The organism is Rhodococcus phenolicus, assembly GCF_001646785.1.
In the GTDB taxonomy this organism is placed as follows: domain Bacteria; phylum Actinomycetota; class Actinomycetes; order Mycobacteriales; family Mycobacteriaceae; genus Rhodococcus; species Rhodococcus phenolicus.
The window spans coordinates 24,307-49,419 of record NZ_LRRH01000052.1 but is presented as its reverse complement, the minus strand read 5'-3'; the positions used below and the strand labels follow the sequence as shown (position 1 = coordinate 49,419).

Genomic DNA, 25,113 nt, shown 5'->3' with positions numbered 1-25,113 from the left:
GACCCGGCCGACATCGGCCGTGATCCTGTGAGCGACCGAACCTCGCCGCGACCCCCGAGCCGGACCTATCGTGGCGTACATGCGCACCCACGGAGCGACGGTCTGGCACTGGTCGGCCAGCGTCAAGGCCTGGTTCATCTTCTGGTTCGCCCGGATCTTCATCAAGCCGATCATGAGCTGGTGGCCGGCCACCGATCGCGGGATCTCCGTGTTGAGCAGGCTGGACCGCCGGATCGACAAGCTGCTGCCCCGGCCGCGCGGTGTGGACATCGACGCCGTGACCCTGGGCGGGGTGCCCGGCGAACGGATCGCACCGCCGCGCCCGGCCACCGACGCCCTCGCCGGCGCGACCGTCCTGTACTTCCACGGCGGTGCGTTCGTGTTCTGTGGACTGGCGACGCACCGCACGGTGTGTTCGCTGCTCGCCGCGAAGTCCGGTGTTCCCGTGTACTCCGTTGCCTACCGGCAGCTACCGGAAGGTTCGATCGGCACGTCCGTGATGGACGCGATGGCCGCGTACACCGCGATCCTCGCGGTCGCCGAGGACCCGACCCGCGTCATCGTGGCCGGTGATTCCGCCGGCGGCTATCTCGCGATGAAGGTCGCGGAGATCGCCGCGCTGCGCGGCATGACCCGGCCCGCCGCCGTCATCGGATTTTCACCGTTGCTCAACCTGAACCTCGAGGCCCACGACCCCGACTACATGAAGCGCGACGCCTACCTGCCGATGAGCCAGCTCGAGAAGCTGCGCGACAAGTGGCTCGACGGCCCCGATCACATCGAGGGCGCCCAATCACCGGTCGACGCCGATCCCGGCATCTTCCCGCCGGTGTTCTTCTCCGTCGCCGAATACGAGATCACCCGGCCCGACGTCGAGATCGTCACCGAAGCGATCGAAGCGGCCGGGCGTCCGGTCGAGACCCACATCTGGGCCGGGCAGGTCCACGCCTTCCCGGTCATCGGCCAGACACTGCCGGAAGCGCGTGCCCTGCTCGATCTCGGCATCGACTTCGCCCGGCGGGCCGTCGCCACCGAGGACAACAGGCGCACCGCGTAGAGCGCGGGCACCGTCCGGCGACGCGTACCGTCGGACGGTGCCGCGGTACGCGTCCGTACCGGAAGTGCTCGGAGAGTCAGTCCCCGGCGCAGGTGGTGTCGGGTGTGCCACCTGCCCGCACGTCGTCGACGAAGGCCTGCACGTCGTCGAACGACGTCTCGAGGACACCTCGATGGTCGGCGCCGTCGTAGACGCGGTAGGTCAGTTCGGCGCCGTTGCCGCACAACGCGTCGACGATCCGGTCGGTGATCGGCCGGGACACCAGCACATCGGCGGTGCCCTGCACGACCAGTGTCGGCACGGCAGAAGTGAGCGGTTCGAGTTCCTGGGTGGCGAAGTACTCGCCGATGCGGCCCATGTCCGCCTCGGGTGTGAACACCTGATCGACGGGAACGGTCGCGGCCGCCGCCCGCACGTCGTCCATGCATCCGCTGCGCGCGGCTCGGATCAGCGGAAGCGCCGACTCCGTGAGCATCGCTTCGGCCGAGATGCTCGGATCCGCGGCTTCCGCGCCGAGCAGGAGGACCGGCAGGAAGCTCAGGGCCTGCCCCATGTTCGGGTCACCGGATGCGAAGTATGCTGCCGTGTCGCTCGTACGGCTACCGGGCGCGAAGGACACCGCGGCCTGGAGTTCGAGTTCGGGTGCGCGTTCCTGTCCGCCGTCGGCGGTGAACAGGGCGGCATGCCCACCTTGGCTGTGCCCCATCGCAATCCAGCGTGTCCCGATGGAAGGATCGAGTTCCCTTGCCGCGCGGACGATGTCGACGACCGTGTTCCGGGCGCTCTCCCCGTTCATGTAGGGATGCCCGCCGGGGGTGCCGAGTCCCTCGTAGTCGGTCTGGGCCACGGCGTACCCCTCGCTGACCCATCGGTCGAGCAGTGCGGTGGTTCGAGCGACGTAGCTGTGTGCCGGACCGTCGACCGTATCGGCCGACGGGGCGCACGCGTCGCCGACGCCGGTCGTGCCGTGCGCCCAGCTGACGACCGGCCATCCGCCCTCCGGTGCTTCGCCGCGGGGGATCGCGACGGTGCCGGACACGAGAATGGGCTGTCCGTCGGCGCCCTCGGAAACGTAGGTGACCAGTTCGGTGCGGGAGGCGCTGGGGAGCACCGCCGCCGCCGTCGACGGACGGTGCGTGATCAGGGCACCGGCGGAGGGTCCGGCCGATGCTGCCGGTTCGCTGTCCGCACAGGATGCGACCCCCAGGATCGTCGTGAGTGCGAACGCCGCGAGGACCGGCCGGGAGTAGCGGTTGCCCATGACACCTCCGATAAGAAACGTGCATTAATCACGCAGACAGATTTCTTAGTACAGTGCGTCCATGGCAGTGTCAACGGGCCGTCTCGCTCTCCTGGATTCCGCCGAGGAACTGATCGCCCGGCGGGGCATCCACGGGACCTCCGCGCGCGAGGTCATCAAAGCTGCCGGTCAGCGGAACAACTCGGCCATCACCTACCACTTCGGTTCGTGGCACGGACTCCTCGACGAGATCTGGAGCCGGCACGCACCGCGAATCAACACCGAGCGGGCGGCGCTGCTGGACGCGGCAGGGCTCGACGGCCCCCCGGATCTCGAACAACTCGTGTACGCGTACGTGCATCCGATCGCGACGAAGCTTGCGCGGGACGAGCCCAGCTACTGGGCGCGCTTCAACGAACAGTGGCTCACCACCGCGCCGCTCGAGTTCCTCACGGTGCCCGAGCCGGGGGCCGTCCGGGCCGACTACTATCCCTCCGACGAGTCGCTGGGCACGTTGTCGTCGCTGTTGGACCGAATCGCCGACCGGCTCGACCTTCCTGTCGGCGACGCGCGACGGCGGGTGGGCCTGACGGTCCGATTCGTCATCGGGTCGTTCGCCACGTGGGAGCGCGCCCACGACGTCGGCGATGCACCCGACCTGAACGAATTCGAAGCGGAGATAATGGATCTCGCCTGTGCGATGCTGCGTTCTCCGCGGCGGTGAGACCCCCGGCGCCTGGGTGGTTACTCCGCCAAGCGGGGTTTCAGCCAGCCGGTGAGGTCGTCGAGGACCTTGTCCTTCTCGTATTCGTTGAAGATCTCGTGATACAGGCCGTCGTACATCTTGAGGGTGATGTCGTCGGAGCCGGCCCGGTCCGCGACCAGCCGGCTGCCCGACGGGTCGGTGAGCCTGTCGTCGGCGCCGTGTTGCACGAGCACCGGCACCGTCAGTGACGGCAGGCGCTTCGCGTAGGACTGCTCGCCGAGAACGAGAACCCGCGCGATCCCGGCGGGCACCAGTCCGTGATGCACGAGCGGATCCGCGTTGTACGCGGCGACGACCGCCGGGTCGCGGGAGACGTGGTTGCTGTCGAGTTTCTGCACGGGCAGGTCCGGCAGGAACCGGCCGATCAGCTTGCCGGCCTCGACGACCACTCCGGGTGTGCCCGCGGTGACGACGACCGCGGGACCGGACAGTGCGAGCGCTGTCAGTTCCCCCGGGTGGTCGAGCGCGTAACTCAGCGCGATCGCCCCGCCCATCGAGTGCCCGAGCAGGAATCGCGGCAGACCGGGATGCGCCTCGTCGGCGATCGCGAACAGCCGGGCGATGTCCTCGGTGAACTCGGTCATGTCCCGCAGGTGCAGGCGCTTGCCGCCGGACCGGCCGTGACCGCGATGATCCGGGGCGTAGACGACGAGCCCGATCTCGGTGAGCCGCGCGGCGACGTGGTCGTACCGCCGGGCGTGTTCGCCGAGGCCGTGGCACAGCACCAGGACACCGCGGGGGTCGCGCTCGGGCGACCAGACGTCGTAGACGATCCGGGTTCCGGATCCGCCGGTGAACGAGGACTCGGAGTGCTGCATGGCGTCTCCCTGTCGTGGGTTCGACGTGCGTGACGACCGCATCCTTGCACGAGACGACGCGGCGCGTGCCCGGTACCCGCGGACCGGGCCGGCCTCGTGCCGGACGGTGAGCCGGAAAAATGCGTGGCTCGCGGACCCGTCCCGATGAGAGCCTGGTACGCGTGACCTCCCTCGAATCGACTTCCGTGGACGCGCGCCGCCGGCGGGCATTCGCGCCGCTGCGTCGCCGCGACTACCGGCTGTTGATCGCCGCCGTCGCGTTGTCGTTGTTCGCGAGTGGCATGTGGACCGTGGTGATGGTGTTCCAGGTTCTGGCCCTTGCGGATTCACCGACCGCATTGTCGGCGATCGCGGCCTGTTTCAGCGGAGGCCTGATCGCGTTCGCTCTCGTCGGCGGTGTCGCGGCGGACCGGCTCTCGAAACGCGCGATTCTCGTGACGGTCGAGGCGGCGAGCCTGGTCGCGGTGGTTGCGGTCGCTGCGCTCGGAACGACCGGCACGCTGTCGCTGTGGCACATGGCGGTCGTGTCCGTGGTGCTCGGCGCCGGTGTCGCGTTCTTCTTCCCGGCCTACAGCGCGTATCTGCCCAGCGTGCTGCCCGCGGACGAGTTGCTCGCCGCGAACGGACTGGAAGGGGCGTTGCGGCCGACGCTGCAGCAGGCGTTCGGTCCTGCCGTCGCGGGGATGGTGGTCGGTGCCTTCGTGCCTGCCGCGGGTGCAGTCGTCGTGGCGGTCGCCCATGCCGCGGCGATGGTGCTGCTGCTGCGGGCGCGCTCGCGGGCCATTGCCGTCCCGTCCGCACCGGAGGAGCGGACCAACGTGCTCGCCGACCTGCGGGAAGGCGTCGCGTTCGCCGTGCGGACACCGTGGCTGCTGTGGACGCTGTTGTTCGCGTGCCTGATGGTGCTCGTGGTCATGGGGCCGATCGAAGTGCTGCTGCCGTTCCTGGTCCGTGACAACTTCGCCGACGGGGAGCGTGCCTTCGGTCTGCTCCTGACCGCGTTCGGAGTCGGCGGGGCGCTGGGATCGCTCGCGGTGACGGCCGGCCGGATGCCGCGCAGGTACCTGACGGTGATGGTGCTGTGCTGGGGCCTGGGATCGGTGCCGTTCGCGGTGCTCGGCTACACGTCGTCGTTCTGGGTGATGGCGACCGCCCTGTTCGTCGTCGGATTCACCGACGGTGCCGGGATGGTCATCTGGGGCACGCTGTTGCAGCGCCGGGTGCCGGGGGAACTGCTCGGTCGCGTCTCGAGCCTCGACTTCTTCGTCTCCCTCGCGCTGATGCCGGTGTCCGTGGCACTCGCGGGCCCGCTCGCGACGGTGGTCCCGGTCCCGGTGATCTTCGCGGTCGCGGGCACGGTGCCGCTGGTACTCGCGCTGGTCGCCCTGTCCGTGGGCCGCATGCCCGCCGACGAGATCGCCCACCCGCTCGATGTCGTCGAACGGGTCGCGTAGCCGGCCTAGTCCGACGGCACGATCGACCGGGCCAGCGCCTGCACGAGGTGGTCGAACTCGGGGGTGCGGACGGTGCCCGCCCGGACGACGGCGCACACCGGTACCCGCAGCCGCTGCCGGGATTCGCGCATGATCCGCAGGCCGGTGGGAGGTGCCGCCTGGACGGTGCCGGCGTACAACACCGTCCATGCCCGCGGGTTGGTGAGGACTTCGAGGGTCGCGGTGTGGTCGCTCGCGATGGCCGGGCCGAGCCGGACGCGGCGCCCGACCTCGAGGAAGGCGTCCTCGACGATCCGGTGGATGAGGATCTGACTGTGCCGGGGCGGCAGCAGCAGCGGATAGTGCGCGAGTTCGCCGAGGTCGACCGTGGAGAACGCGGACAGCGGGTGCTGGCTCGAGGTGACGATGACGAGGTCTTCGACGCCGAGTTCGATCGTCTCGAGTTCCGGCCGGTCGACGCCGCCGCGGATCAGGGCGAGATCGGCGTCCCCGGACGCGACCGCGTTCATGCGGTCCGCGAAGTCCTTGATGACGAATTCGATGTCGAGGTTGGGATGCTGCTCGCGGACCCGGGAGATCGCGTCGAGGCTCTGCGCGGCGAAGCTCATGTTGGCGCTGATCCGGATCCGGTCGCGGGGCGGTTTGCCGACCTCGAGGGCGCGGGCCTCGAGACCCAGGACCTCGGCGGCGATCGGCATGAGGCGCCGGCCGGCGTCGGTGAGCCGCACGACGCGGGTGGACCGTTCGAACAGGCTGGTGCCGAGTTCGTTCTCGAGCTTCGCGATCTGATGGCTGATCGCCGACTGCGAGATGAAGCATCGCTGTGCGGCCCGGGAGAAGCTCGACTCCTCGCCGACGGCCACGAAGTACCGCAGTTGCCGGAAGTCCATCGCCCTCCTATTTATGAGCAAACCAGATAACAGTATTTCGAATATCCCAGGTTAGTGGACCGCAACGGGGGTGATCCATACGGTGGATCTCATACATCGACTTCAGTCGGCTTCAGTGTGGAGGTTTGGTCAGTTATGGGCGATGCAGAGTTCGATCGGACGGACGTCGTCATCGTGGGTTCGGGTTTCGGGGCCCTCGCGACCGCGAAGAAGCTCGCCAAGGCGGGTACCCCGTTCGTTCTGATCTCCGAGACCACCGAGCACCTGTTCCAGCCGCTGCTCTATCAGGTCGCCACCGGGGTCATCTCGCCCGGTGAGATCGCCCCCTCGGTACGTGCGATCCTCGCCAAGTACCCCAATGCCGACGTCCGGCTCGGACGCGTCGTCGACGTCGACCCCGACGCGAACACCGTCGTCTACGAGGCGGCAGGCAAGCGTCACACCCTCGGCTACAAGCACCTCGTCGCCGCGACCGGCGCCCGCCAGGCGTACTTCGGCCGGGACGAGTTCGCCGATCTGACGTTCGCCCTCAAGACGGTCGACGACGCCGAGAAGCTGCGCCGTCAGATCATCCGGTGCTTCGAGGAAGCGCACATCACCACCGACCCCGAACTCCGCAAGAACCTGCTCAGCTTCATCGTGGTCGGCGCAGGCCCGACCGGTGTGGAGCTGGCGGGTCAGATCAAGGAACTCGCGCAGCGGTACTTCGCGGAGTCCATCGGCAACATCAACGCCGCCGATGTCACCGTCACCCTCGTCGAGGGCGCGGACAAGGTGCTTCCGCCGTTCGGCGGCAAGCTCAGCGACTACTCGAAGGAATCGCTCGAGAAGGCCGGCGTCGACGTCGTGCTGAACACGATGGTCACCGACATCGACGAACACGGTGCGACGCTGTCGACGCCCTCGACCGAGGAGACGCGCCGGCTCACCGCCGAGACGATCATCTGGTCGGCCGGCATCCAGGCCAACGATTTCGCCGACGTCCTCGCCGAGCGCACCGGCTGCGAGACGGTCCGCGGTGGCCGGCTTCTGGTCGACAACGACTTCACCGTCGGGCGCGCCGACAACATCTACGCGATCGGCGACATGGTCACGCTGGATAATCTGCCCGCGCAGTCGCCGTTCGCCATGCAGGGCGGCCGTCACGTCGCGAAGATGATCCTCGGCAAGGTTCCTGCCGGCACCCCGTTCAAGTACAAGGACAAGGGCAGCATGGCGATCATCAACCGGTTCCGCGCCATCACGCGGGTCGGCAAGATCGAACTCACCGGTTTCATCGCGTGGGTGCTGTGGCTCGCCGTCCATCTGGTGTACCTGGTGGGCTTCCGCAACCGCTACATCGCGGTGATGTCGTGGTGCGGGTCGTTCCTCGGCCACCGGCGTCCGCACTTCTACTACGCGCAGACGGACGAGCCGGCCGGCGCCGAGAGCGACCCGGTCGCAACCGGGGACGAACCGGCCGCCGCGGAGACCGAAGAGACGCCGGACGGCGAACGCGAGCCCGCTCCGGCCATCGCCTGACCGATACCGACGAACTGCGCCCCGGACGAATCCGTCCGGGGCGCAGTTCGTCGTCCGCGAGCGAGTCGGTCACTGCTCGTGCACGATGACTCCGCGGATGTTCTTGCCGTTGCGCAGGTCTTCGTACCCCTGGTTGACCTCCTCCAGCGAGTAGCGGGTCGTGACGAGTTCGTCGAGCTTCAGCTCGCCCTGGTCGTACATGCGCAGCAAGCGGACGATGTCGTACTGCGGGTTGGCCGAGCCGAACAGAGTCCCCTTGATCGTCTTCTCGTTGAGCGTCAGATCCGCACCCGAGACGTGCACGGTCAGTTTGCTCGGATCGGCCAGGCCGGTGATGACGACCGTGCCGCCCTTGCCGATCACGGCGGTCGCGGCCGCGACCACCTCTTCGTCGACCGTGCCGACCAGGACCAGCGCCTGATCCGCGCCCTGGCCCCAGCTCAACTCGTTCACCTTCGCTGCGGCCTCCTCCGCCGTCGCGAAAGCGTGCGTGGCCCCGAACTTCAACGCCGTCTCCCGCTTGAAGGAGAGCGGATCGACCACGACGACGTACCGTGCCCCGGCCTGCACCGCACCCTGCACTGCGTTGATTCCGAGGCCGCCGATGCCGTAGACGACGACGATGTCGCCGGCCCGGACGCCGCCGGCGTAGACCGCCGTCCCCCATCCCGAGGGAACACCGCAGCCGACGAGAACCGCGGTCTCCAGAGGCAGCCAGTCGTCCACCTTGACGACCGAGTGCTGCGAGATCGTCGCCCGCTCGGAGAAGGTTCCCAGCATGCACATGGCGCCGAATTCTTTTCCACCGGAACGGAATCGGAACGTACCATCGGGCATCGATCCCTCCAGGATCGTTGCGCCCATGTCGCACAGGTTCTGCCGGCCGGTGGCGCAGTAACGACAGGTCCCGCAGTTGGGGATGAAGCTGCAGACGACGTGATCGCCGGGTTTGACCTTCGTGACTCCGGGCCCGACCTCCTCGATGATGCCCGAGCCCTCGTGCCCGCCGACGATGGGATAGCGCGGCGGGAGGTCACCGTCGGTCAGGTGCAGGTCGGAGTGGCACAGTCCCGCCGCGGTGTACTTGATGAGTACCTCGCCGGGGCCGGGGCCGTCCAGGTCGAGTTCCATGATCTCGAACGGCTTTCCGGCCTCGAGCAGAACAGCAGCCTTGGTCTTCATGAGTTCTCCTGATGAGTTGCGGGGTGCGGGTGGAGACGTCAGAGTGCGACGTTGACGGCCTTGGTCTGGGTGTAGAGGTCGATGGCCGAGGCGCCGAGTTCACGGCCCCACCCGGACTGCTTGTAGCCACCGAACGGCATGGCCGTATCGAAGCCGTTGTACTGGTTGATCCACACCGATCCGGCCTTCAGGAGGCGCGCGGTGCGGTGCGCCTTCGAGATGTCCCGGGTCCAGATGCCGGCAGCGAGCCCGTAGATCGAGTCGTTGGCGGAAGTGACGATGCCGTCGTCGGCATCGAACGGCATCGCAGCGACGACCGGCCCGAAGATCTCCTCTCGCACGACGCTGAACTCCGGCTTCACGTCGACCAGCACGGTCGGTTCGACGAAGTATCCGGTCTCGCCCCACCGTGAACCGCCGGTCAGTGCACGCGCGCCGTCCGCGAGTCCGTCGCGCAGATAACCGGTGACCCGGTCGAGCTGCTCCTGCGACACGAGCGGACCGAGTTCGGTCGTCGGGTCGAGTCCGGGACCGATCCTGACCTTGCTCGCGGCCTCGGCGACCGCCTCGGTGAAGCGTTCGAAGATGCTGTTCTCGACGTACAGGCGTGTGCCGGCGACACAGCACTGTCCATGGTTGAAGAGCCACGCGTTGAGCGAACCTTGGACGGCCGCATCGAAATCGGCGTCGGCGAACACGATGTTGGGACTCTTGCCGCCGAGCTCGAGGGTGACCTTCTTGAGGTTGCCCTTGGCTGCGTCGACGATCTTCTTTCCGACCTCGGTGGAGCCCGTGAAGGCGATCTTGTCGACGTCGTCGTGCGCCGACAGGGCCGCGCCTGCGTCACCGAAACCGGGTACGACGTTGACCACGCCGGGCGGGAAGCCGGCTTCCTCGAAGATCTCGGCGAGCATCAGTGCGGTGAGCGGTGTCTGCTCGGCGGGCTTGAGGATCACCGTGTTGCCGGCCGCCAGCGCGGGCGCGAGCTTCCAGGATGCCATGAGCAGCGGGAAGTTCCACGGCACGATCAGCCCGCAGACCCCGACCGGCTCCCGCAGCGTGTAGGCGTGGAACTGACCGCCCGGCGCGAACGGCATCGAGACGTTGACTGTGCTGCCCTCGATCTTGGTGGCCCAGCCCGCGTAGTACCGGAAGACATCGGCTGCCCACGCCGTGTCGACCGCCGAGGCGACAGCGGCCGACTTGCCGTTGTCGAGCGCCTCGAGCTGACCGAACTCGGCGGCGCGCTCGGTGAGCAGGTCGCCGACCCGCCAGATCAGACGCTCACGCTCGTTCGGCTTCATCGAGGCCCACGGCCCCTCGTCGAATGCACGGCGCGCGGCCCGGACGGCGCGGTCGATGTCGGCGGCCTCACCGTGCGCGACCTCGGTGAGACGCTCACCGGTGGCGGGGTCGTACGTGACGAACGTGCGGCCGGATGCTGCATCGACGAACTCGCCGTCGATGTACAACAGTTTGGTACCGGCGAGGAACTCACGCACTCTCGGTGAAACCGACTGCTCGGCAACGACAGTCATGCCACAACCTCCTGGGGACGATGCATATGATGTGGAACACACTCATCGTGCTTCGTGGGAGAGCGGCGGAACTGTTCAAGCTTTGGACAGCAGTTGGTCACACGGTGATGTCGAGCGCCCGGATCCGGCTGTACAGCGTCGTACGGCTGATACCGAGGTGGGCAGCCGCATGAACCTTGTTGCCGCAGCTTTCCTGCAACGCCTCGATGATCGCTTCCCGCTCGGCGCGTTCGCGGCCGCCGAGCCGGGCCACCCGAGCGGGTGCCCGATACGCCTCGGGCAGGTCCTCGACCCGGATCGCGGCGCCTCCCTTGTCGGGCAGACCCGCGAGGACCGCACGCAGTTCGACGAGATTGCCCGGCCACGTGTGTTCCGACAGCGCCGCCGACGCACTGGGCCCCACACGGATCTCCGGCCGTCCGAGCTCGGCGGTGAGCGCGGCGACGAGCGCCGGCAGTTCACGGATCCGCTGTCGCAGAGCGGGCACCGTCACCTGTGCGCCGCAGCGGGCGAGCAGGTCTCGCACGGCGGGCCGGACGGTGTCGACGGGATCGGCGGTGAACACGAGTCTCGGTCCGCCGGCGCGTGCGGCGAGCGACGCCAGCAGCGCGACGACCGAGTTCGGTGCGAGATGGACGTGTTCGATCAGGACGTGCGCGGGTCCGGTCTCGATGTGCCTGAGCAACCTTGCGGACCAGTTGCGTTCGCCGTCGGCTATCACGTGCGCGGCGTCCACGGCCACGACAGGTCCCGTCGCAAACTCGTGCGCGGCCCAGCTGCGTCCGCTACCGACCTCGCCGACGATTGCGATTGCGCCGGTGCCGGAACGTAGTTCGGCCAAGCGGGCGCGCAGCCGGGAGGTCGCATCCTGCGGTGTGGCCCGCCGGCGCACGGGCGGGCGGGCCTCGTCGACATCGAGCAGGAACAGCGCGCCGCTCTCGGTGCCGGACACTCGGTCGATGCGGAGCGCGGTGCATCCGCCTCCGGAGAGCGCGAAGTCGAGCGTCCGCGACCCGCCGGGCGGCACGTCGTCCACGAGTGCGCGCAACGCCACGTGATCACCCGGTTCGAGCAGTTCGACGGCGGCCTTGTTGGTGAGCATGACGTCCTGCCCCATGGCGGCCACGGCCACACCGCGTTGACGGGCCGCGATCTGGAACGCGTCCACGACGCGTCGATCCGATTCGCGCGCTCCCTCGAGCAGACGCGCCTCGATGTCGCGGACGGCACGCGCGAGGAAAGGCACGAACAGGGGGTTGGCGGTCTTCTCGGTCGCGGTGATGTCGAGGATGCCTTCGATCCGGCGCGTGACCGGATGCACGATCGGGTGGCCGTAGCAACTGAACTGCCGGAACGATTCGAGGAAGTGCTCGTCGCCGTGGACGACGAGGCCCTGACGTACCTCGAGCGGGGTCCCGAGCGCGTTCGTGCCGTACGTCTCCTCGGACAGCGCGACGCCGGGCAGCACCCCGACATCCTCCATCGCGGACCGCATCGCGTCCGAGTCGAACACCCGTGAGACGACGCAGCAGTCGCGGTCGACCAGGAGGATCCCACAGTCTGTGCCCGCCAGCTGTACTCGTAGTTCGTCGAGCACCGGCCGGGCGGCCCGCAACAGCCGACCCGCCGAGTCCGACGGGTCCAGCAGGGTCGGTTCGGGGACCCGTGCCGGATCGATGCCGCTGAGCTGAGAGCGCTTCCAGGACAGTTCGATCTCCGGTCGTAAGGCGTGCATCGCCGTTCCCCTTCCCGTCATGCCCGGTCGATCGGTGCGTCCTGTCGTCGAGGTGTCCGGCGGTTGCGAAGCGGACGGTTCGTCATCGTTCCTCTCCGGGCGCCGGCCTCCCAACGTACCCACACGAGTGTGATCCAGGTTATATTCGCCGGTCCCGGGTGCCGCCAACTGTTCAGAATCCGAACACACGGCCGGAGCCGGCACGGCGCCGCAGCAGACGGGCCGGCCGTACCGCGGGTTCAGTTCTCGCGCCGGAGCGCTTCCCTGACCTCCTCGAATGCCGTCCCGAGGAGCGCGGCGTAACGACGGGCGTCGGGCATGACCTCCGGGGAGGTCAGCACCGTCAGGGTCAGGTCGTCGCCGTGACCGAGCAGACCATGGGTGAGGGTGGCCTCCGACGTCAACGGTGGGCTCACGGTTCCGAAGAGCAGCGGCCGGCCGGCCAGGGCCCACGGAGTGGTGTCGGCGACCCGGATGCTGGTCAGCACCGTGTGCATGCGCGGGGCGGTGCGGGCCTGCAGACGCCGCTGGTTCGCGGCCAGTTCCACGGGCAGCAGGAACGAGGGAATCGCGCTGGCGTCGGTCAGTCGCCGCAGGGTTTCGGCGGTGGCGGTTTCGCGGCGCTGACCCAGTGCCGCCTGCACCGAGGCGGCCCGTCCGTGGATCGACTCGTCGCCGGGATGCAACGCGACGTCCGTCCAACCGATGCGATTGATGCCGAGGGTCTCCGGTGCCGTGCCGACTGCGAGCGTGACGAACGCGGTCAGGTCCGGCGGGCACTGCCCCTCCGTCTCGATGAGATAGCGTTGCAGTGCAACCGATATCGTCGTCAGTGCGAGTGCGGTGACCGTGAAACCCTTCGGGAGCGGACCGGGACGCCCCAGCCGCAGGACCAGCAGTGTTCGCTGCGGGCCGGGATCCCGGTTGAGCCGGGTGGGGGAGAGGTTCGGCCGGGAAACGGAGCCGGAAGCCCCGGACGTCCGGGCGCGTTCGGCGTCGCGCAGCGCGGCGCGCATCGCCCGGACGTAACGCACCGTCGCACGGGGGGCGCGCGCGATGCCCCGGGCCACCGCGAGCACGCGGTTGACGTGCGGGACGGCCGGCCCCAGCCCCGGGAAGTGCACGGGCTCGGTGTCGTCCCCGAAGAAACCTTCCCACAGGTGATTCGCGATCGGCCCCGTGATCAACGAGTGGTTCCCGCGGAGGACCACGACCGTTGCGGGCGTCGAGGCGCCGGGCACGTCGCGGACGCCGTGGAACACATCGAGCCGCCACGCCGTCGCCCGGGCGTCGAACGAGGTTGCGGCGAGCTGTCCGAGCGCATCGTGCAGTTCCCCCCAGTCGAGTCCCGACCGCTCGTCGTGGACGATGCGCTGCTCGACCGGACGGTCGTCGGCCACCCAGTACGCGTGGTCCAGGTGCCCGGGTACGTCGTGGAAGAGACGATTGAGCTGGGCGTAGAACGGTGCACGCCTACGGAAGTGTTCGGTGATCTCCTCGGCGCCGGGAGGTGCCCCGGCCCCGGAATCGAAGGCCCAGAAGAAGAGCGGATCGAGATGGTGACCGCGGTCCGCTTCGAGGACGTAGGCGGCGTCGGCCGGCTGGACCTGCGATGTCAGTCCCACAGAACTCCTTCGTGTACGTGCAGAACCCGATCGCTCGCGTTCGGGTCGGGGCGTGGTTCGATCGGGCGGGGAACACGCACCCGACCGGTGTGCCTGCCGGGGTACGCCTTCGGCGCCGGTGCGGTGCGGGAACGAGACGATGAATGCCGTGCGAGCGACGTTCACCGGTGATCATGACAGTGCACTGTACCGAAATGACCGGACCGCCCCTGTCCGCCGCCCCAGGGCCGCTGCGGTCGGCCTCGGTGAAGGATCACTGCTTGCCGACCCGTTGGAACCGACGGGTGCTCCTCACGCGTGGAAATTCCTGCGGAGCAACGCAAGTGGAAAAGGGTGCGGGTCGTCGCGACGTTCGCGCTCGGCTCCCGTGGGCGACGACGAGTGACGATGAGGGAATGTCCCCGTCCGGACGATGGTCACCCCTGGTCCGGGCGTGCGGGGCACGCAGGCGCGGGTGGACGGGCACACTGGGGGACATGAGCGATTCCACGAATGTCCAGAGCACCCGGATCGTCCTCGCGTCCCGGCCGACCGGGGCGCCCACCGCCGAGAACTTCCGCACCGAGACCGTCGCCGTTCCCGAACCGGCGGACGGGCAGCTGCTGGTGCGGGTGGTGTATCTGTCGCTCGACCCGTACATGCGGGGACGGATGAGCGACGCGAAGTCCTATGCGCCCCCGGTCGAGCTCGACGCGGTGATGGTCGGAGCGACGGTCGCGCAGGTCGTCGGTTCGCGGCACGCCGACTTCGCCGAGGGAGACTACGTGCTGGCCGGAACGGGCTGGCAGACGCACGCCGTCGTCGACGGCCGGGCCGTGCGCAAGCTCGATCCGGAGGCGGCGCCGCTGTCGACGGCGCTCGGTGTCCTCGGCATGCCCGGTTTCACCGCGTATGCGGGTCTGCTGAAGATCGGGCAGCCGAAACCGGGCGAAACCGTCGTGGTCGCGGCGGCGAGCGGTCCCGTCGGGTCCGCCGTCGGGCAGATCGCGAAGATCAAGGGTGCCCGGGCGGTCGGGATCGCGGGCGGCCCGGACAAGTGCCGGCACCTGCTCGACGATCTCGGGTTCGACGCCGCCGTCGATCATCGTGCCCCCGATTTCGAGCAACGCCTCCGTGAGGCGGCGCCGGACGGTATCGACGTCTACTTCGAGAACGTGGGCGGACCGGTTCAGGCGGCGGTGGTGCCGCTGCTGAACCTGTATGCCCGGATGCCGGTGTGCGGTCTGGTGGCGCAGTACAACACGCTCGCAACCGAAGGTCCGGACCGGCTGCCCGCGTTCTTCTCGGCGGTGCTGGTGAAGAGCCTGACCATCCGCGGGTTCATCCAGTCCGAGTTCGTGCCGGAGATGCACGACGACTTCCTGCGCGAGGCCTCCGAATGGGTCCGGTCCGGCGCCCTGAAGTACCGGGAGGACGTCGTCGACGGTCTCGACGCCGCGCCCGAGGCGTTCATCGGGCTGCTCGAGGGCAAGAACTTCGGCAAGCTGGTCGTGAAGGTCGCTCCGGAGTCCTGACCGCCCCCGGGTGAGGGGAACCATCATTCGGTCAGGCCGAATGATGGTTCCCATCACCGGGTTCAGGCGATGCGCTCGAATACCGCGGCGAGACCCTGACCGCCGCCGATGCACATGGTTTCGAGACCGTAGCGGCCTTCGCGCCGGTCGAGTTCGCGCAGCAGGGTTGCGAGGATGCGGGCGCCGGTCGCCCCGACCGGATGCCCCAGCGAGATGCCCGAGCCGTTGGGGTTCAGGCGAGGGTCGCCGGGGTCGAGTCCCCAGGTGCGGGTGACGGCGAGTGCCTGGGCGGCGAACGCCTCGTTGAGCTCGATGACGTCGAGGTCGGCGAGAGTCAGGCCGAGACGGCCGAGTGCCTGCTCGGTCGCGGGCACCGGGCCGATGCCCATGGTGCGCGGCGGCACGCCCGCGACCGCCCAGCTCGCGAGGCGGGCCAGCGGGCGCAGGCCCAGCCGGGCGGCCTTCTCCGCGGTCGTGACGATGGCGAGGGCGGCGCCGTCGTTCTGGCCGCTGGCGTTGCCTGCGGTGACGGTGGACTCCGGGTCGATCCGGCCCCGGATGGGGCGTAGCTTCGCGAGCGATTCGATGCTGGTGTCCGCGCGCGGGTGTTCGTCGTTGTCGACCGTCACCGGGTCGCCCTTGCGCTGCGGCACCGCGACCGGGACGATCTCCTGCGCGAACACGCCGTTGCGCTGGGCTGCGACGGCACGCTGGTGCGACTGCACCGCGAGTGCGTCCTGGTCGTCACGACTGATGGAGAACTCGGCGCGCAGGTTCTCGGCGGTTTCGATCATGCCGCCGGGGACGGGGAAGTCGCGGCCGCCGGCGGTGACCCGGGCCCGGGCGAGACGATCGTTGAGGGCGACCGCCTCACCTTTGACACCCCAGCGCATGCCGGTGGCGTAGAACTCGGCCTGGCTCATGGATTCCGTGCCGCCGGCGAGGACGAGATCGCTGCCGCCGGTCTGTACCTGCATGACGGCCTGGATGATCGCCTGGAGGCCGGACCCACACCGTCGGTCGACCTGGAGTCCGGGAACATCCACGCCCAGACCGGAATTGAGCGCTGCCACCCGCCCGATCGCGGGAGATTCACCGCCGGGAGAGGCCTGGCCGAGGATCACGTCGTCGATGTCCGTGCCGGAAATTCCGGTGCGGGTGATGATCTCACGGATGACGGTGGCCGCCAGGTCCTCCGGGGCGACATCTCTCAGCGCGCCGCCGAAACGGCCTACGGGGGTGCGGAGCGGTTCGCAGATCACTGCGTCGGGCATGGTGTTCCTCGGTTCGGTTCTTCGCTAATGGGTTTGGGTGTTCGCGAGGTCGGTGGAGATCGCGGAAGCGGTCGCGACCACGGCGGGGACGAGATCGGCGCGCACGGTGTCGAGGGTGTAGCGGGCGGCGTGGGTGGAGATGTTCACCGCCGCGACGACCGTCCCGGACGCGTCGCGGACGGGTGCCGCCAGCGACCGGAGCCCTTCTTCGAGCTCCTGATCGACGATGCAGAATCCGTTGCGGCGGATGGTGTCGAGCTCGGCGCGCAGGTCGGCGACCGTCACGATGGTCCGGCCGGTCAGGCCGGCCAGGTCGGCGCGGGAGAGGTACGCGTCGAGGTCCTCGGCGGGAAGGCCCGCGAGCAACACGCGTCCCATGGACGTGGCGTGCGCCGGGAAGCGGGTGCCGAGGGTGATGGACACGGTCATGATCCGGCTGACCGGCACCCGCGCGACGTACACGATGTCGTCGCCGTCGAGTACGGACACCGACGTCGATTCGTGCACCGACGCAGCCAGCGCTTCGAGGTGCGGCCGTGCGACGTCGGGCAGCGTCAGGCTCGACAGGTAGCTGTAGCCGAGTTCGAGTACGCGCGGCGTCAGCCGGAACCGCGACCCGTCCGTACGGACGTATCCGAGTTCGACGAGGGTCAGCAAGAACCGGCGGGCGGTCGCGCGGGTCAGGCCGGTGGCCTTGGCGACGTCACTGAGGCTGCGTTGCGGGTGCGCCGCGTCGAACACCTTGACCACCGCCAGCCCCCGCGCGAGTGACTGCACGAAGTCGGGGGAGGCACCGGGGGTATCCGTCGTTGTCTCGATGTCGTTCACGATCCGCTCGTCCCCTCGATGTCTGCTGCCTGCCGGGTCGCCATACTTCCACGCGCCGGTCAGCGGCCGTTCGCGATGTGCGCGACCACCAGTTCCGTGATGCGGTCGGACTGCTCGACGTTCGCGAGGTGCGCGCCCGGGTCGACGACGTGGAAGGCGGCGCCCGTGATGGCGGCGGCGAGTTCGCGCATGGTGGCGGGTGGTGTCGCGGGATCCTGCTCCCCGGCGACGACGAGCGTCGGTGCGGCGATCCGCGCGAGATCGGGCCGCCCGTCCCAGGTCGCGAGCGCTTCGCAGCACGCGGCATAACCTTCGTCGGTCGTCGCCTTCACCATCTCGACGTGCCGGGCGACCAGCGCGGGGTCGCGGTCGCGCAACGCGGGTGTGAACCAGCGGTCGACGATGGATTCGGCGATGGAGGCCACGCCCTCGGATCGCACGGTCGCGGCGCGGTCGTGCCACGGTCCGGCGGGGGCGAACGCGGCGGAGGTGCACAGCAGGGTGAGGGTGCGGACGCGCTCGGGGTGGTGCGCGGCGAGCCATTGCCCAACGGCGCCGCCCAGTGACAGTCCGACGAAGTGCACGGCTCCGAGCCCGAGGTCGTCGAGCAGCGCAACGATATCGGTGCCCAGCTCATCGAGCGTGTAGGGGCCTTGTGGCGCAGGCGATTTCCCGTGTCCGCGGTGGTCGACGGTGACGACGTGCGCGACGGCGGACAGTGCCTCGATCTGCGGTGCCCACATCGAGAGGTCGGATCCGAGCGAGCCGAGGAGCACCACGGGTGCGGCGGCCGGGTCGCCGTGCCGTTCGTGGTTGAGCGTGACGGTCATGCATCCAGCATAGCTGTTGTTCGTAATGCGTACAGGGGTTCACATTGCGTACGACTCCGGCTACTCTTTCGGCATGGACAAAGTCGTTGCCACCGCCGCCGAGGCCGTAGCCGACATCCCGGACGGCGCTACGATCGCGGTCGGCGGATTCGGACTGGTCGGCGTCCCCGAAATCCTCATCGATGCCCTCCTCGACCAGGGCGCCACCGACCTCGAGACGGTCAGCAACAACTGCGGAACCGACGGATTCGGTCTCGGTGTGCTGCTGGAGAAGGGCCGCATCCGCCGCACCATCTCCTCGTACGTCGGCGCCAACAAGGAATTCGCCCGCCAGTACCTCGCCGGGGAACTCGAGGTCGAGCTGACTCCGCAGGGCACCCTCGCCGAGCGCATGCGCGCCGGCGGCGCCGGCATTCCGGCGTTCTTCACCCCGGCCGGCGTCGGCACCCAGGTCGAAGAGGGCGGATTGCCCCTGCGCTACGACGGCAAGGGCGGCATCGCGGTTGCGTCCCCACCCAAGGAGACCCGCGAATTCGACGGAGTCACCTACGTGATGGAACGCGGCATCGTCGCCGACTACGCCCTCGTCCACGCATGGAAGGGCGATCGGCACGGCAACCTCGTCTACCGGCAGAGCGCCCGGAACTTCAATCCGCCGGCCGCGACGTCGGGCCGCATCACCATCGCCCAGGTCGAGTATCTCGTCGAACCGGGCGAACTGGATCCCAACGAGATCCAGACCCCCGGCATCCACGTGCAGCGCGTCGTGCCGGTCGGCCCGGTCACCGTCGGCATCGAGAACAGGACAATCCGTTCTTAACGCCTCTCCCGCCCGTGGCCAGGAGATTCCCGGCTCAGACCGCAACCGCACCACCTCGAAGGAGGTGATCCGCTTGACTCACGTCGTCAACACCGGTGTGGCCACGCTCCGCCACAACCAGAACCACCCTGGCAGCGTTCCGATCCCGGCACGCGGTATACCCGCACGCCCAGCACCGGAATATTCGTTCCGCGAGTTCGAGGGGTTGCTTGGCTCTCGTAAAACACCCCGAACACGTCATCGTCGTATACGCGGGCCGCACCACCACCACCTTCCGGCCGGCCCGCCTGCCCTGCTCGATCAACTCCCGTTTCACCGTCGCGACCGCGGCATCCGCCGCCTTGCGCGCCATGCTCGTCTTCGACAGGAACTTGGGCTAGAAGTCCTCCACCGCAACGAGATGATGCGCGTCCACGACGGTCTTGGCCCAGATCCGGCCGTCGTGCCGATTCTGCCGGGCCGCCTTCTTCTGCACCTTCGCCGCGGTCTTGCGGGCCCGCTGATAACCCATCGACGGAGCGTGTCCTTTCCCGCGGCGCCGCCGTGCCATCCGGCGTTGGGATTTCGCCAACTCCGCCGCGCATCGTTTCCGGTGTCCGGCATGGGGCAGATCGAACCGGGTGTCGGTGGCCGTCGCGGTCTGCGTCACACCCCAAGCGATCCCGACCATGCTGTCCGGATCGGCGACGGGAATCGGCTCGGCGACGCGGGTCACCACGAACGAGGCATACCAATGCCCCACCGAATCACGCGTGATACGCACACTGGACGGCTCCGACGGCAACTCCCGCGACCACACCACCGGGATACTCACGCCTTTGGGCAACACCAGCCGCCCGTCCCGGATCCCGCGGCGCGTGTACTCGAGCGACGGCAACGTCTTCTTCCGCGCCTTGAAACGGGGCCGTCCCCGGCCCTTGACCGTGAACGAGGTGTCCAACGCCTGCGCGTAGGTGCGCAACATCTGCTGCTGCGCCACCTGCGAACCATCCCGCAGCCACGACGACCGTCCCCGGGCCCGAGTCAACTGTTTGCTCAGTTTCGCGAACGTCGGCTTCCCGCCGGTCTTGAACTGGTGGACCGCTTCGTTTCACAGGAACCGGCAGCGATGCCACTCCTCGATCAGGGCGCGTTCGGCGAGCGCTCCCGGCCGCAACCGGTAGTTGTAGCGCCCCACCTCGGTCCCCATGCCGGGCACGCTAACCGCACCCACCGACACGTTCGTTCGACACCACTACACCTCGGGAGAGGAGGTCGGCGCTTCCTCTCCCCCGTGAACGGGGGAGTATCCGCGCCGAACATCAGATGACTCAGGCAGCCACCCGCAAACTGACCCGCGAACAGATGGCCGCGCGCGTCGCACAGGAACTGTCCGACGGGCAGTACGTCAACCTCGGCATCGGCATGCCCACGCTGGTCCCGAACTTCCTCGACCCGGACATCGAGGTCGTGCTGCACTCGGAGAACGGGGTGCTCGGTGTCGGCCCGTACCCGTACGAGGACGAGATCGACCCCGAGCTCATCAACGCCGGCAAGGAACTCATCACCGTCGTTCCCGGCGCGTCCTTCTTCGATTCGTCGCAATCGTTCGGGATGATCCGAGGTGGCCAGATCGACGTCGCCGTCCTCGGTGCGATGCAGGTCAGCGCGAAGGGTGACATCGCCAACTGGATGATCCCCGGCGCCATGGTCAAGGGCATGGGCGGCGCGATGGATCTCGTGCACGGGGCACGGCGTGTGATCGTGATGATGGAGCACGTCACGAAGAAAGGCGAACCCAAGATCTTCGAGGAGTGCACCCTGCCGCTCACCGGCAAGCGCTGCGTCCAGCGGATCATCACCGACATGGCCGTCATCGACGTCACCGACGACGGACTGAAGCTCGTCGAGACGGCCCCCGACGTGAGTGTCGAGGAGGTCGTCGCCGCGACTGCCGCGGCGTTGATCCTCTAGCGCTCGCCCGCGTCGCCCGCCGGCCTTGCAGGGGGACCGGCGGGCGGCGCTGTCTTCGATGGACGACGGCCGTCGGCCGTGCGTGCTTCCCTCGGATCGTGATCTCCCGGTGGGTGGGATCTTTGTGTGCCGCTGCACATCGAAGGGTTAGCGTCCTGCTCGACGGCCTGAGATCGATCGATCGGGGAGCAGTGATGGTGGACTGGGCGGAAGAATGCGACGTGCTCGTCGTCGGGTCGGGAGCCGGTGGGTGCTGCGGCGCTTACACCGCCGCCCGTGAGGGCCTGTCGGTGATCCTCGTCGAGGCATCGGAGCAGTTCGGCGGCACCACCGCCTACTCGGGTGGTGGCGGCGTGTGGTTCCCGACCAATGCCGTGCTGCGTCGCGCCGGCGACGAGGACACCATCGAGGACGCCCTCACCTACTACCACGCGGTGGTCGGCGACCGTACGCCTCGCGAACTGCAGGACGCGTACGTCACCGGCGGCGCCCCGCTGATCGACTACCTCGAACAGGACGACGACCTCGCGTTCGTCGCCTACCCGTGGCCGGACTACTTCGGGAAGGCGCCCAAGGCCAGCGCCACCGGTCGCCATATCGCCCCGGTTCCGCTGAAAGTGCCCGACGAGCCCGAGCTCAACGAGTCGATCCGCGGACCGCTCGGACGTGAGCGCAACGGAGAGCCGTTGCCCGACATACTCATCGGTGGTCGCGCCCTCATCGGACGGTTCCTGATCGCGCTGCGCAAGTACCCCGACGTGCAGCTGCATCGCAACACCCCGCTCGAGGAACTCGTCGTCGAGGACGGGGCCGTGGTCGGGGCGATCGTCGAACGCGACGGCGAACGTCGCGCGATCCGCGCACGGAAGGGCGTCGTCCTCGCTGCCGGTGGGTTCGATCAGAACCAGGAGATGCGGACCGAGTTCGGCGTGCCGGGCTCGGCGCGCGACTCGATGGGGCCGTGGTCGAACCTCGGGAAGGCACACCGCGCCGGTATCACCGCGGGCGCCGACGTGGATCTCATGGGCGAGGCCTGGTGGTCCCCGGGTCTGACCCATCCGGACGGCCGTTCGGCGTTCGCGTTGTGTTTTACCGGTGGCATCTTCGTCGACCAGGACGGCCACCGTTTCACGAACGAGTACGCCCCCTACGACCGGCTCGGCCGCGAGGTCATCGCGCGCATGGACGCCGGCGAGATGACCCTGCCGTTCTGGATGGTCTACGACGACCGTGCGGGAGCGGTGCCGCCGATCGCGGCGACCAACGTGCCGCTGGTGGAGACCGAGAAGTACGTCGATGCGGGTCTGTGGAAGTCCGCCGAGACCCTCGAGGAACTGGCCGAGCAGATCGGGGTTCCGGCCGACGAACTGGTCGCGACCGTCGCGCGGTACAACGAGCTCGCGGGCAAGGGTGTCGACGAGGACTTCGGTCGCGGTGACGAACCGTACGACCTGGCATTCACCGGTGGTGGATCGGCCCTGGTTCCGATCGAGAAGGGCCCGTTCCATGCCGCACAGTTCGGCATCTCCGACCTGGGCACCAAGGGCGGTCTGCGCACCGACACCGTCGGGCGGGTGCTCGACACCGCCGGCGAACCGATCCGCGGTCTGTACGCCGCAGGCAACACCATGGCCGCACCGAGTGGCACCGTGTACCCGGGCGGTGGCAACCCGATCGGTACGAGCGCGCTCTTCGCGCACCTCGCGGTGCGTGACATGGCGGGCAATTAGGCGAGTCCGTCGCCCGTCCGACTTTCCCGGCCCCAGAGGCGCTGTTCGGCCGGACGAAGTGAGACGCGGGATGTCCACCCGGATGTGAGCCACGATGCGGTGACGCAGGTGCGGACACCCGATCCGGTTACGGACTTTGCTGTAACCGGATCGGATCCGGGAACAGGGCCGGTGGACCCCCGGTCCCACCGGCTCGCCTCCTGCCAGAAGACCCGCACCCTCGAGACGATCAGCCCTTCCGCTCGGCCGGGAAGGCGAAGACGATTGCTGCTATTCGGCGAACACCTCGCGCAGCTGTCGTTCCTCTTCGTGGCTGAGATTCGTCGAAACCAGCTCACCGGATTGTCCGGCAAACGCTTCGTGGACTCGGTCGACCGTGGCGTCGGACGTCAGTACGAACAACGCCGAAGTTCCGGGGGTCACCTTGTCGCGCACACCTTTGATGAAGTCGTCGTCGATACCGACGTCCGTCAAGGATCCGGTCAAGGCGCCGATGCCGGCTCCGATCGCAGCCCCGAGCAGCGGAACGAAGAACAGCAGCCCGAACAACAGTCCCCAGAAAGCGCCGCCGAGGGCGCCGACACCGGCGAGGTTGTGGAGCTGACGGGTCTTCGGTTTCTTCGCTCCGTCCATCCACGAGACGATCGCGGCGTCGTGCACGGTGATGAGTTCCTGCTTCTGGAGGTTTTCGAGGGTGGTGATCGCGGTATCGGCCCCGGAAGGGGTCGGGAACTTCCATACCGTCAACGTCGCACTCATATCCCTGGCTCCTTCGTTTCGTCAGCGATCGGATTACATCTATGACGGTATGAATTCACCGGTGCTGTGGCGTCACTCGTTTCGGATGAACCACGGTGCACCCGGCCCCGATTCGTCGAGCACAGCAGGGGGCCGTGTCTCACATCTGTGTAGACAGCACAGCTCCTGGAGGAGCCGGAAGGAACACGGGTGCGACGGCGCACCTCAATCGTCGGGCGGCTCGGTGCGGTCCGGGTCGGCTACCTCGTCGACGAGTTCGTAGCGGTGACCGTAGGTTTCGACGAGCGCCTGGATCACCGCCACCACCGGGACCGACACCAGCGCGCCCATCGCCCCGAACAGTGACGCACCCACGATCACCGAACCGAACGCCATCGCCGGGTGGATCGACACCGTCCGCGACGTGATGCGCGGATGCAGTACGTAGTTCTCGACCTGTTGGTAGCCGGTGCCGAAGAGCACCACCCACAGCCCGTCGATGGGTTGATTGGCGGCGGCGATGATCGCGGGCAACCCGATCGCCAGATAGGTGCCGAGGGTCGGGACGAACTGAGACACGATGCCCGTCCACAGGGCGAGAGGCAGCCAGTAGGGCACACCGATGATCATCAGGAAGATGCCGGTGCCGACCGCGCTGATGGCGCCGAGGATCAGCCGCGAGACGACGTAGCCGCCTGCCTTGTCCACGGACGTCTCCCACACGTCGGCGATGATCTTCTGCTGCCGGGCGGGAAACCAGCTCGCGATATGCCGGCGCAGGGCCGGCCCCTGTGCCGACATGTAGAACACGAACAGCAGCATCGTCATGGCCTGGAACACGACGCTCACGACCGACGAGACGACCCCGAGCACGCCGGGTGTGAACCGTTGCGCGAGATCGCGGACGGTGTCCGGGGTGAGGTGGATGAGCTCGTCGCCGGTCGAGAAGTTCGTGTCGAACGTGCGGTTGGACCATTCGGTGACCGTGGTGATCGCGTCCGGGAGCGCCTTGAGCAGCTGGCCGAGCTGGTCGACGAGCAGGGCGCCGAACAACGCGACGAAACCGATCAGGAACGCGAGCAGGCCGAACAGGACCAGTCCGGTCGCGGCGCCGCGTCGCATCCCGAACCGGTCGAGCCGATCGACGACCGGCTCGATCGTGATGCTCAGCAACCACGCGAGGAACAGCAACCCCAGGAAGTCGCGCAGGTTGTAGAACAACCATCCGGACAGCTGGTAGGCAGCGACCGCGAGCAGGACGTAGAGGATCGCCGGCCGAAGCCAGCGCGGGGTGCTGGGCCGTCGGGACGATTCGCTCGGTCCGTCCTCGCTCATCTCGCCTCCCGGTCGCCGGCCCGACGGTTACACAAGGCGGAATCTACCCTCGGCAGCAACAAAACCGGCCCGGACTCGTGAGAGTCCGGGCCGGTGGTGGTAGCGGGGACAGGATTTGAACCTGCGACCTCTGGGTTATGAGCCCAGCGAGCTACCGAGCTGCTCCACCCCGCGTTGCGTTGTCCACAGTACACCATCGGACGGGGTGCTCCGTTCAGGGGCTCGTGACCGCGTAGTAGCCGCGGATGTGATCGGTGATCCGCTG

General features: G+C 68.2%; 21 protein-coding genes, 1 tRNA gene and 2 pseudogenes. 9 read left to right on the top strand and 15 right to left on the bottom strand.

From position 1 onward, the window contains the following. Window positions 1-79: 79 nt before the first annotated feature. Window positions 80-1,057 carry an alpha/beta hydrolase gene (locus A8G15_RS15030; RefSeq protein ID WP_068161006.1) on the top strand — a complete coding sequence of 326 codons (978 nt, stop codon included), beginning with the start codon at window positions 80-82 and terminating at the stop codon, window positions 1,055-1,057. A gap of 76 nt (window positions 1,058-1,133) precedes the next feature. Here A8G15_RS15030 and A8G15_RS15025 read toward each other — a convergent pair whose 3' ends face one another. Beyond that, the gene (locus tag A8G15_RS15025) at window positions 1,134-2,318 is read right to left on the bottom strand and encodes an alpha/beta hydrolase (protein ID WP_068160857.1); all 1,185 of its coding nucleotides are present in this window, start codon (window positions 2,316-2,318) and stop codon (window positions 1,134-1,136) included. A 61-nt stretch (window positions 2,319-2,379) separates the two neighbouring features. On the opposite strand from A8G15_RS15025, the gene A8G15_RS15020 reads away from it, so the two are divergent. Next, complete coding sequence (locus A8G15_RS15020; protein WP_068160854.1) at window positions 2,380-3,021, top strand: TetR/AcrR family transcriptional regulator; 642 nt, start codon at window positions 2,380-2,382, stop codon at window positions 3,019-3,021. A gap of 20 nt (window positions 3,022-3,041) precedes the next feature. Here A8G15_RS15020 and A8G15_RS15015 read toward each other — a convergent pair whose 3' ends face one another. Continuing rightward, window positions 3,042-3,881 (bottom strand): alpha/beta hydrolase, encoded by an 840-nt coding sequence (locus A8G15_RS15015; RefSeq protein WP_068160850.1) that lies wholly within the window; start codon window positions 3,879-3,881, stop codon window positions 3,042-3,044. A gap of 185 nt (window positions 3,882-4,066) precedes the next feature. Here A8G15_RS15015 and A8G15_RS15010 point away from each other — a divergent pair, with 185 nt between their 5' ends. Beyond that, window positions 4,067-5,335 carry an MFS transporter gene (locus tag A8G15_RS15010; RefSeq protein WP_068160847.1) on the top strand — a complete coding sequence of 423 codons (1,269 nt, stop codon included), beginning with the start codon at window positions 4,067-4,069 and terminating at the stop codon, window positions 5,333-5,335. A gap of 5 nt (window positions 5,336-5,340) precedes the next feature. Here the strand turns inward: A8G15_RS15010 and A8G15_RS15005 are convergent, their stop codons facing one another. Next, the gene (locus tag A8G15_RS15005) at window positions 5,341-6,225 is read right to left on the bottom strand and encodes a LysR family transcriptional regulator (RefSeq protein WP_068160844.1); all 885 of its coding nucleotides are present in this window, start codon (window positions 6,223-6,225) and stop codon (window positions 5,341-5,343) included. 135 nt (window positions 6,226-6,360) lie between these two features. On the opposite strand from A8G15_RS15005, the gene A8G15_RS15000 reads away from it, so the two are divergent. Next, window positions 6,361-7,746: an NAD(P)/FAD-dependent oxidoreductase gene (locus tag A8G15_RS15000; RefSeq protein ID WP_068160841.1), complete on the top strand. Its 1,386-nt coding sequence runs from the start codon at window positions 6,361-6,363 to the stop codon at window positions 7,744-7,746. 69 nt (window positions 7,747-7,815) lie between these two features. On the opposite strand, the gene A8G15_RS14995 is transcribed toward A8G15_RS15000, so the two are convergent. From A8G15_RS14995 to A8G15_RS14980, 4 genes are all read right to left on the bottom strand, one after another. Beyond that, window positions 7,816-8,928 carry an NDMA-dependent alcohol dehydrogenase gene (locus tag A8G15_RS14995; protein ID WP_068160837.1) on the bottom strand — a complete coding sequence of 371 codons (1,113 nt, stop codon included), beginning with the start codon at window positions 8,926-8,928 and terminating at the stop codon, window positions 7,816-7,818. A gap of 38 nt (window positions 8,929-8,966) precedes the next feature. Then, entirely contained in the window at window positions 8,967-10,466 is a 1,500-nt protein-coding gene (locus A8G15_RS14990) for an aldehyde dehydrogenase family protein (protein ID WP_068160834.1), read from the bottom strand. 97 nt (window positions 10,467-10,563) lie between these two features. Continuing rightward, window positions 10,564-12,222: a sigma-54-dependent Fis family transcriptional regulator gene (locus A8G15_RS14985; protein WP_245687854.1), complete on the bottom strand. Its 1,659-nt coding sequence runs from the start codon at window positions 12,220-12,222 to the stop codon at window positions 10,564-10,566. Window positions 12,223-12,440: 218 nt separating this feature from the next. After that, the gene (locus tag A8G15_RS14980; RefSeq protein ID WP_068160830.1) at window positions 12,441-13,826 is read right to left on the bottom strand and encodes a wax ester/triacylglycerol synthase domain-containing protein; all 1,386 of its coding nucleotides are present in this window, start codon (window positions 13,824-13,826) and stop codon (window positions 12,441-12,443) included. Between the two features lie 476 nt (window positions 13,827-14,302). On the opposite strand from A8G15_RS14980, the gene A8G15_RS14975 reads away from it, so the two are divergent. Next, window positions 14,303-15,340: an NADP-dependent oxidoreductase gene (locus A8G15_RS14975; protein WP_068160827.1), complete on the top strand. Its 1,038-nt coding sequence runs from the start codon at window positions 14,303-14,305 to the stop codon at window positions 15,338-15,340. A 62-nt stretch (window positions 15,341-15,402) separates the two neighbouring features. On the opposite strand, the gene A8G15_RS14970 is transcribed toward A8G15_RS14975, so the two are convergent. From A8G15_RS14970 to pcaD, 3 genes and pseudogenes are all read right to left on the bottom strand, one after another. After that, the gene (locus A8G15_RS14970; protein WP_068160825.1) at window positions 15,403-16,614 is read right to left on the bottom strand and encodes an acetyl-CoA C-acetyltransferase; all 1,212 of its coding nucleotides are present in this window, start codon (window positions 16,612-16,614) and stop codon (window positions 15,403-15,405) included. A 24-nt stretch (window positions 16,615-16,638) separates the two neighbouring features. Next, window positions 16,639-17,433, bottom strand: coding sequence for an IclR family transcriptional regulator (locus A8G15_RS14965; protein ID WP_068161005.1), 795 nt, complete (start codon window positions 17,431-17,433; stop codon window positions 16,639-16,641). Between the two features lie 80 nt (window positions 17,434-17,513). Then, a pseudogene (pcaD, locus tag A8G15_RS14960) lies at window positions 17,514-18,272 on the bottom strand (3-oxoadipate enol-lactonase); the annotation flags it as partial. A gap of 73 nt (window positions 18,273-18,345) precedes the next feature. On the opposite strand from pcaD, the gene A8G15_RS14955 reads away from it, so the two are divergent. Beyond that, a complete protein-coding gene (locus A8G15_RS14955; protein WP_068160821.1) occupies window positions 18,346-19,092 on the top strand; it encodes a CoA transferase subunit A in 747 nt (248 codons plus the stop codon). Between the two features lie 34 nt (window positions 19,093-19,126). Here the strand turns inward: A8G15_RS14955 and A8G15_RS31860 are convergent, their stop codons facing one another. Then, window positions 19,127-19,354, bottom strand: a complete 228-nt coding sequence (locus A8G15_RS31860) for a zinc ribbon domain-containing protein (protein ID WP_245687858.1) — start codon at window positions 19,352-19,354, stop codon at window positions 19,127-19,129. Here A8G15_RS31860 and A8G15_RS31855 point away from each other — a divergent pair. After that, complete coding sequence (locus A8G15_RS31855; protein WP_245687860.1) at window positions 19,302-19,472, top strand: hypothetical protein; 171 nt, start codon at window positions 19,302-19,304, stop codon at window positions 19,470-19,472. The two genes, A8G15_RS31860 and A8G15_RS31855, sit on opposite strands and share 53 nt — an antisense overlap. Here the strand turns inward: A8G15_RS31855 and A8G15_RS31850 are convergent. Beyond that, a pseudogene (locus tag A8G15_RS31850) lies at window positions 19,469-20,146 on the bottom strand (RNA-guided endonuclease InsQ/TnpB family protein); the annotation flags it as partial. The gene A8G15_RS31855 and the pseudogene A8G15_RS31850 overlap by 4 nt on opposite strands. A 251-nt stretch (window positions 20,147-20,397) precedes the next feature. Between A8G15_RS31850 and A8G15_RS14945 the strand changes: the two are divergent. After that, entirely contained in the window at window positions 20,398-21,045 is a 648-nt protein-coding gene (locus A8G15_RS14945) for a CoA transferase subunit B (RefSeq protein ID WP_068160818.1), read from the top strand. Between the two features lie 194 nt (window positions 21,046-21,239). Beyond that, entirely contained in the window at window positions 21,240-22,775 is a 1,536-nt protein-coding gene (locus tag A8G15_RS14940; RefSeq protein ID WP_068160814.1) for an FAD-binding protein, read from the top strand. Between the two features lie 270 nt (window positions 22,776-23,045). Here the strand turns inward: A8G15_RS14940 and A8G15_RS14935 are convergent, their stop codons facing one another. The 3 genes from A8G15_RS14935 to A8G15_RS14925 form a co-directional block, all read right to left on the bottom strand. Next, window positions 23,046-23,534 (bottom strand): DUF1269 domain-containing protein, encoded by a 489-nt coding sequence (locus A8G15_RS14935; RefSeq protein ID WP_068160812.1) that lies wholly within the window; start codon window positions 23,532-23,534, stop codon window positions 23,046-23,048. A 204-nt stretch (window positions 23,535-23,738) separates the two neighbouring features. After that, window positions 23,739-24,848 carry an AI-2E family transporter gene (locus A8G15_RS14930; protein ID WP_068160808.1) on the bottom strand — a complete coding sequence of 370 codons (1,110 nt, stop codon included), beginning with the start codon at window positions 24,846-24,848 and terminating at the stop codon, window positions 23,739-23,741. A 97-nt stretch (window positions 24,849-24,945) separates the two neighbouring features. Continuing rightward, window positions 24,946-25,022 (bottom strand) — tRNA-Met (locus A8G15_RS14925). Between the last annotated feature and the right edge of the window lie 91 nt (window positions 25,023-25,113).

What these genes read in the sequence shown, in the direction of transcription:
- A8G15_RS15030 (WP_068161006.1), top strand. Translation starts at nt 80, where the DNA reads ATGCGCACCCACGGAGCGACGGTCTGGCACTGGTCGGCCAGCGTCAAG.
- A8G15_RS15025 (WP_068160857.1), bottom strand. Translation starts at nt 2,318, where the DNA reads ATGGGCAACCGCTACTCCCGGCCGGTCCTCGCGGCGTTCGCACTCACG.
- A8G15_RS15020 (WP_068160854.1), top strand. Translation starts at nt 2,380, where the DNA reads ATGGCAGTGTCAACGGGCCGTCTCGCTCTCCTGGATTCCGCCGAGGAA.
- A8G15_RS15015 (WP_068160850.1), bottom strand. Translation starts at nt 3,881, where the DNA reads ATGCAGCACTCCGAGTCCTCGTTCACCGGCGGATCCGGAACCCGGATC.
- A8G15_RS15005 (WP_068160844.1), bottom strand. Translation starts at nt 6,225, where the DNA reads ATGGACTTCCGGCAACTGCGGTACTTCGTGGCCGTCGGCGAGGAGTCG.
- A8G15_RS15000 (WP_068160841.1), top strand. Translation starts at nt 6,361, where the DNA reads ATGGGCGATGCAGAGTTCGATCGGACGGACGTCGTCATCGTGGGTTCG.
- A8G15_RS14995 (WP_068160837.1), bottom strand. Translation starts at nt 8,928, where the DNA reads ATGAAGACCAAGGCTGCTGTTCTGCTCGAGGCCGGAAAGCCGTTCGAG.
- A8G15_RS14990 (WP_068160834.1), bottom strand. Translation starts at nt 10,466, where the DNA reads ATGACTGTCGTTGCCGAGCAGTCGGTTTCACCGAGAGTGCGTGAGTTC.
- A8G15_RS14985 (WP_245687854.1), bottom strand. Translation starts at nt 12,222, where the DNA reads ATGACGGGAAGGGGAACGGCGATGCACGCCTTACGACCGGAGATCGAA.
- A8G15_RS14975 (WP_068160827.1), top strand. Translation starts at nt 14,303, where the DNA reads ATGAGCGATTCCACGAATGTCCAGAGCACCCGGATCGTCCTCGCGTCC.
- A8G15_RS14970 (WP_068160825.1), bottom strand. Translation starts at nt 16,614, where the DNA reads ATGCCCGACGCAGTGATCTGCGAACCGCTCCGCACCCCCGTAGGCCGT.
- A8G15_RS14955 (WP_068160821.1), top strand. Translation starts at nt 18,346, where the DNA reads ATGGACAAAGTCGTTGCCACCGCCGCCGAGGCCGTAGCCGACATCCCG.
- A8G15_RS14945 (WP_068160818.1), top strand. Translation starts at nt 20,398, where the DNA reads ATGACTCAGGCAGCCACCCGCAAACTGACCCGCGAACAGATGGCCGCG.
- A8G15_RS14940 (WP_068160814.1), top strand. Translation starts at nt 21,240, where the DNA reads ATGGTGGACTGGGCGGAAGAATGCGACGTGCTCGTCGTCGGGTCGGGA.
- A8G15_RS14935 (WP_068160812.1), bottom strand. Translation starts at nt 23,534, where the DNA reads ATGAGTGCGACGTTGACGGTATGGAAGTTCCCGACCCCTTCCGGGGCC.
- A8G15_RS14930 (WP_068160808.1), bottom strand. Translation starts at nt 24,848, where the DNA reads ATGAGCGAGGACGGACCGAGCGAATCGTCCCGACGGCCCAGCACCCCG.